This is a genomic window from uncultured Microscilla sp. (genome assembly GCF_947493425.1).
Lineage (GTDB): Bacteria > Bacteroidota > Bacteroidia > Cytophagales > Microscillaceae > Microscilla.
The window spans coordinates 1-6,387 of record NZ_CANLRP010000279.1; the positions used below are offsets into that span (position 1 = coordinate 1).

General features: G+C 40.8%; 6 protein-coding genes and 1 pseudogene. 5 read left to right on the forward strand and 2 right to left on the reverse strand.

Going from position 1 to position 6,387, the window contains the following annotated elements; translation table 11 throughout:
* Positions 1–749: pseudogene (locus tag Q0954_RS32240) on the forward strand (ggdef family protein); the annotation flags it as partial.
* Positions 750–1,181: 432 nt separating this feature from the next.
* On the opposite strand, the gene Q0954_RS32245 reads toward Q0954_RS32240, so the two are convergent.
* Both Q0954_RS32245 and Q0954_RS32250 read right to left on the reverse strand, forming a co-directional pair.
* A complete protein-coding gene (locus tag Q0954_RS32245; protein ID WP_299465578.1) occupies positions 1,182–1,769 on the reverse strand; it encodes a uracil-DNA glycosylase family protein in 588 nt (195 codons plus the stop codon).
* 67 nt (positions 1,770–1,836) lie between these two features.
* Complete coding sequence (locus tag Q0954_RS32250) at positions 1,837–2,475, reverse strand: macro domain-containing protein (protein WP_299465581.1); 639 nt, start codon at positions 2,473–2,475, stop codon at positions 1,837–1,839.
* Between the two features lie 288 nt (positions 2,476–2,763).
* Here Q0954_RS32250 and aroA point away from each other — a divergent pair, with 288 nt between their 5' ends.
* The 4 genes from aroA to Q0954_RS32270 all read left to right on the forward strand — a co-directional run bounded on the left by aroA (position 2,764) and on the right by Q0954_RS32270 (position 6,209).
* Positions 2,764–4,029 (forward strand): 3-phosphoshikimate 1-carboxyvinyltransferase, encoded by a 1,266-nt coding sequence (gene aroA / locus Q0954_RS32255; protein WP_299465584.1) that lies wholly within the window; start codon positions 2,764–2,766, stop codon positions 4,027–4,029.
* Positions 4,030–4,465: 436 nt separating this feature from the next.
* Complete coding sequence (locus Q0954_RS32260; protein WP_299465588.1) at positions 4,466–5,269, forward strand: carbonic anhydrase; 804 nt, start codon at positions 4,466–4,468, stop codon at positions 5,267–5,269.
* An 88-nt stretch (positions 5,270–5,357) separates the two neighbouring features.
* Positions 5,358–5,735 (forward strand): hypothetical protein, encoded by a 378-nt coding sequence (locus Q0954_RS32265; RefSeq protein WP_299465591.1) that lies wholly within the window; start codon positions 5,358–5,360, stop codon positions 5,733–5,735.
* 63 nt (positions 5,736–5,798) lie between these two features.
* A complete protein-coding gene (locus Q0954_RS32270; RefSeq protein ID WP_299465594.1) occupies positions 5,799–6,209 on the forward strand; it encodes a hypothetical protein in 411 nt (136 codons plus the stop codon).
* Positions 6,210–6,387: the final 178 nt, after the last annotated feature.

Consider the following 6,387-nt stretch of genomic DNA (forward strand, 5'->3'; position numbering starts at 1 on the left):
GTTTGTTTAATCGGGAGAATACCCGAAAAATAGCCCAGTTGGAAGAACGGTTTAAATATAAGCAACAGAAAGATTCTATTAGGGTAGTTAACCAGCGTGAAAAGGCAACGCTGGAAATGGAAAAAGAAAGACAAGCTTTTTTAAATTACTTATTGTTGGTAGGCATTTTTGTTTTGCTGATTATTGGTGGAGTAATTGCCCGGCAATACCAGCTAAGACTACGTAAAAACGAGCTTATTCAAACACAACAAAAGGCGCTTCATCAAGCAGACTTAGAGAAAAAAGAAATGCAAGAAGCACACCTGACTAAAGAATTAGAGTTGAAAAACCAGTCTTTGATGTCACATACTTTGCACATTCTACAAAAGAATAATTTTTTGCAGGAGATCAAGGCAAGCCTCAGGGAGTTGAAAAAAACACAAAAAACGAATGGACAAAAAGAACTTATTAAAATACAAAAAATTATTGACCGTGGTTTAGGGCTAGAAAAAGACTGGAAAAACTTTCAATATTACTTCGAGGAAACTCACCCTCGTTTTTATAAAGAACTCACTGAACAATTTGAAGATTTATCTCCCAACCTCCTCCGCTTAAGTGCATTGGTACGCCTCAACTTAAGCACTCAAGACATATCCAATATCTTAGGAATATCTTATCGTAGTACTACTATGGCTCGTTACCGTCTACGTAAAAAACTGAATTTAGAGACAGACAAAAACTTATCTAGTTTCTTAATGCAGTTTGGTTAATGGGGGTTAGTAAATGAATTTTTAAAGAACCACCACTACCATATAGTTATCATGATTGGTTTTAGAGTTTTATTAACCACTGTTTCATGGGTTATTCTTCAAAATAAAAATCAGGAAATCAGTACCTCTAGAGTTTGTTTTGGAGACAAGTGTAGAAGGAAGAAGTACTATAACCTGCTATAATAAAAGGGCAACAGGCAAAAGCGACTGTAAATTACTGAACGACAAGAGGCTTGCGCCCCCTTGACAGAAATTGACCCCGCGTCCTTTTGATGATGAATCAAACGTTCTAACCGAAGTAACGCTCTTTTAAGGCACCTTTTAGTTTTTTCAATTGTCAATAGCATTCAAGCGACAAGTAGTTATTACTATTTAACCTAAAACCTGCATCCTTAGAACTTATACCCAAAGCAAGCTTGTTGTGTCCCCTACCTACATATCTGTCAGTAGTTTTTTGACCACTGCTTGTAAGGCTGGTACTACCTCATCTTCAAACCAAAGGTTTTTTCGTTGCCACATCAGGTTGCGGGGCGAAGGATGCACCAAAGGAAAATAATCGGGTTGATATTCGTGATAAGCACGTACAGTTTCGGTCAGGTTTTTCTTGCGTTGTTTGCCCAAATAATGCTTTTGAGCATATTGTCCAATCAATAAAATAAGTACCAAGTCGGGCAGTTGCTCCAGTAAACGCTTGTGCCAAAGTGGAGCACATTCAACACGCGGGGGAAGGTCACCTCCTTTGCCCCTGCCAGGATAACAAAACCCCATTGGCATAATGGCAATTTTACTGGTGTCATAAAATATTTCCTTATCCACTCCCATCCATTCGCGGAGGCGTTGACCACTGGCATCGTCCCAGGGCACACCACTGGCGTGTACTTTGGTACCAGGGGCTTGTCCTATAATCATTATTTTGGCACTGGTTTGGGCACTTACTACCGGGTGAGCCCCCAAGGGCAAATTTTCTTCACATACTTTGCAGGTACGTATTTCAGCCAATAAATGGTCTAATTCAGGCATATTTCCTATAACTCTCTTATAATCATAATAATTCACTGATAAGGCCTAGTTCATCAATTAAGCTAAATCACTTTGGCACAATATCATAAGCAATGTCTTTGGGATCTTCGGTATAAAAATACTTAAAGTTTTCACGCAATTTATCCCACTTGCTTTCAGTAGCATACATTTGGTTCATGATGTCTTCCCAGGCAAGACGCATTTGCAATGCACACACCATGCCCGACACCTGCCCTACCCCAGTACCTAAACCCGGAACAGCAATGGTTTTTACAGTTTCACTTATTTTGGCACCATCGTCAAAGAGTCCATCCCTGACCAAAATAAGAATGGCACGCATGGCATGGTATACATTGGGGGTGCGATTAATACTCATGGGCAATCGCATAGTGGGTGCCGAAATAAGGTAAGGAAAATCTTCGTGCTGGGTGCCTATAATCTCGGCTTGCCCTACCAACAACTCTCCATAGTGTTTTTTGCGGAGTTTTTCTTGCAGCAAGGTCTCTATATGCCAGCCCAGTGTTTTAGAAATGGCAAAATCGATGCCGCCATTCATATGCCCATAACTATTTGCTGGGCTCACCAGGGCATCGCAAGGGTGGTCGAAAATAGACCCTGACTGAACGTTTACTTCGGGTACATCGGCAAATACTTTAGCCCAGGCTTGTACCACTTCGGGGTTAATGTCTACTAAGGTTAAATGCATATCATTTTTGATTTAGGAAAGAGAGGTGAAAAATAAGCTCTTTAGCTCGCAGAAAGACTACTGCCATAGCAAAAAGTTATTTTTTATCTACTCCTACCCATAAAGTTAAGGCAAAAATTTCATCCAAAGTAGTATTATTTTAAGTTTGCTTGTAATAACTTGAGAGAAAAACCGGGGAATTATTCATCCAACTATTAGCGATTGTTTGCCAATAACTAACCAATCTTCTAACCTCCTTGCTTCTGTAGTTGCAAACTACTATTATTGTTCTATTATAAACCACCATAGATGATGACAAAAATGATACACCTCAAAATATTACAAACACCCATTCAAACCGCAGTACAACTGCCCTCGTCGAAAAGTGAAAGTAACCGCGCGCTGATTATTCAGGCATTGGCAAAATACCAGCAAGCGGCAGCCAACGTTGAATTGAGCAATATCTCAGAAGCACGAGACACCCAAACCTTGCAACGTTTGTTAGGCGAAGAAGGCAAAATACTTGATGTATTAGACGCAGGTACTACCATGCGCTTTCTCACTGCCTTTATTGCCGTGACTCAACAACATAAAATACTCACTGGTACAGCACGTATGCAATCGCGCCCCATTGGTATTTTGGCAGAAGCCCTCAAAAGCCTGGGAGCCTCTATAGAGTTTCTCAAACACGCAGGCTACCCCCCAATAGAGATTCACCCCAAGCACCCATTACAAGGCAAAGCCATTCAAATGCGTGGAGACATCAGCAGCCAGTATATTTCGGCTTTGTTAATGATTGCCCCTTTGCTACCCGACGGACTAGACATAGAACTTACTGGAAAAATCAACTCTCGTCCTTACATAGAAATGACGTTACAGTTGATGGCTCATTTTGGCATCCAAAGCTCATTTGAGGGCAACCATATAAAAGTAGCACACCAGCCCTACCAGGCCAACCAGTACGCCATTGAGTCTGATTGGTCGGGAGCCAGCTATTGGTATGCTATAGTGGCACTGTCTGAAAATACAACTACTAAGATCACCCTTAAAGGGCTACGGGCTGATTCGCTACAGGGCGACCGGGTAATTGTAGAATTGATGCAACATTTTGGCGTAAAAAGTACTTTTGTTGCCGATGGAGTAGTGTTAGAAAAAGTAGCTATTGCGTCAGAGAGTGCCCCGCTGGAACTAAACTTTGCGCAATGCCCTGACCTTGCCCAAACTGTAGCTGTGGTGGCAGCCGCCAAAGGAATCCCCCTGCAAATGAAAGGGCTTGAAAGTCTTAAGATTAAAGAAACTGACCGGGTAAACGCCCTGCAGCAAGAGCTTAAGAAAGTAGGCTCACATCTGGAAGAAAAAGAGTCACAAGCGGAATGGTTGCTACACCCTGGGGCTGAACTCCCTACAGTACCTATCACTATTCAAACCTACGAAGACCACCGGATGGCGATGGCTTTTGCTCCCTTGGCTTGTTTGCTCAACCTAAACATAGAAGACCCCGAAGTTGTGGCAAAATCTTATCCTCGTTTTTGGGATGACTTGCAAAAAGCAGGGATGGAAACCAAGGTGGTGTAATACGATTTTAATTGGTCACTCAATGGTCCTTTTAACTACGCTTTTTGTAAGTTATTGAAAATCAACGTGATACAAAAGTGTAGATATCTGTGGAACAGGGGGTAAGTTGCGACTTGTCGCTTGAAGCTTGCCCCTGTCGGGGCTTTAAACTAAATGCCTTATATCATTGCTATAATTTCTCTGGTATGCGTCGAGGCTGTACGCTTTTGCTTTTGGTATTTTTTAAGAGCTCGTCTAAACCTCCCCTAGCAGGCGTTTTACGCGAAAATTTAAACAAGCTCTCACCAGATTTACAGTGATACAACAACGAGTTTCTAAATCCTCCGAATCAAGTTCGGAGTTGTAAACTGAACTTGACTTGGAGCTCTGCCAAGTGCTACAAACAAAATACTTCTAAATCAATTGGCAACTTAATTTACCGTATACTTATTGGCTTATGAAAAAATCACCTATTGTTCTTCTTGCTATTTGCCTGTGGTTGTTGCTCAATGGATGTGGTATCAACTCATCTGAAGACTCAAGGCAGCGGGTAACTTCGGTAGATACTACCCCCAACGACTCGATGGACATCCCTTACAATGCTCCACCCAAAGTACCCAAAATAGACGACATGAAGCTACACAACAGCGAAGTAGCCTATTGCCTGACTCACCATCGTCAATCGCCCATTAACCTAAACACCCCTGGCAAAAAAGCAGCACACACACTGACCTTCAACTATGTGAGTTCGCACGAGGTAGTCAAAAACCTGGGACACACTGTAGAGCTGGAGTATGACAAAGGCAGTTCGGTAGTATTTGACGATAAGACTTATCAGTTGATTCAGTTTCATTTTCATACACCATCTGAGCACCGCATAGACGCTGAACGCTATCCTATGGAAGCACATTTGGTACATCAAGCTGCTGACAGTACTTTTTTGGTTATTTCATTGTTATTTGAAGAAAAAAAAGAAAATACTTTTTTGAAGCGTTTTATCAATGATATTCCTAAAACTGCGGGGGACTCTACCGAAAAAAGCCGGGAAATAGACCTCACTAAATTCTTTCCATCCGATCAGCGGTTTTACACTTATTCAGGATCTTTAACTACTCCTCCCTATACTGAAGGGGTGCGTTGGGTAATTTTTAAACAACCTGTCAACTGCTCGAAAACGCAGTTAGATATATTCAAAAAAACAGAAGGGTTTAATGCCCGAAAACTACAACCTATGAACCTGCGCAAGCTGGAAGAATTTTAAAGATTGGTATAAAAAAGTCAACGTAATCCCTCCTAAGTCGTATGTTTTATAAATGAACTCGAATTTTTAAAACATACAACTTATCATTATGAAAACTTACAAACCTCTTCTAGTTTTATTGGTTACCCTGTTTGCGTTCTCTTCTTTTGTGCCGCTGCCCAACGATCGGAAAAAACTATTGGTTCGAAAATGGAAACCTGTAAAGATGGAGGTAAACGGTAAAATAGAAGAAGAGGGCAATGATGACGAAGCTGACATGGAGTTTAAGGCTGGCGGGAAACTTTTCTCAGAGGGCGAAAAGGTAGGCTCATGGAAACTTAAAGCTGATAATAAAAGTCTGGTGATTTATCTTGATGACGACAATGAAGAAGCCACCATGACCATCGAAAAACTTACTAAAAAAGTGTTGATTTTAGGAGTAACAATGGAGGGTAACAGTGCCAAAATGTACTTTAAGGCCATGTAATCACCTGCCTAAGTTGGGTTATTTAAAAAAACTTTATACTAAAAAAATTAACCTATATACATTATGAAAACTTACACAAAAGCAATGGCAGCTTGTTTTGCCTTATTGATTGCTTTATCAGCGTTTACTCCGGTGGCTGATGCTGACAAGAAAAAATTATTGATTCGTAAATGGATGCCTGAAAAGGTAGTAATGGGTGAGCGTACTAAAGAGTTTGACCCTACTGACGGTGAAGAACGCAGCATTGAATTCAAAGAAAATGGCAAATATGCCAAAGATGGAGACCCTGATTCGGGAAGTTGGAAATTGAGTGAAGATGGAAAGAAACTTATTCTGGAGGGAGGCGAGTTTGGCTCTGAGTGGACCATAGATGAGTTGAGCAAAGGTCGTTGTACTATTACTACCAGTAAAAACGGTGAAAGTGCCACTTTGTATCTAATTCCTTATAAAGCTCCTGTCAAGAAAAAAGAGTAGTTTTCATATCGTATTTTAAGCCACAAAAGGAGCCAATAGGAGCGCCACTTGCGATTTAATATTGACCTGCGTTCAATAATAGGATCACTTGCGTGACACTAAGTTATTTTATATTTTATATACATGGAAATACTAGAGATCACCAAAGATACAGATATAAGGGAATACCGTCGTCAAT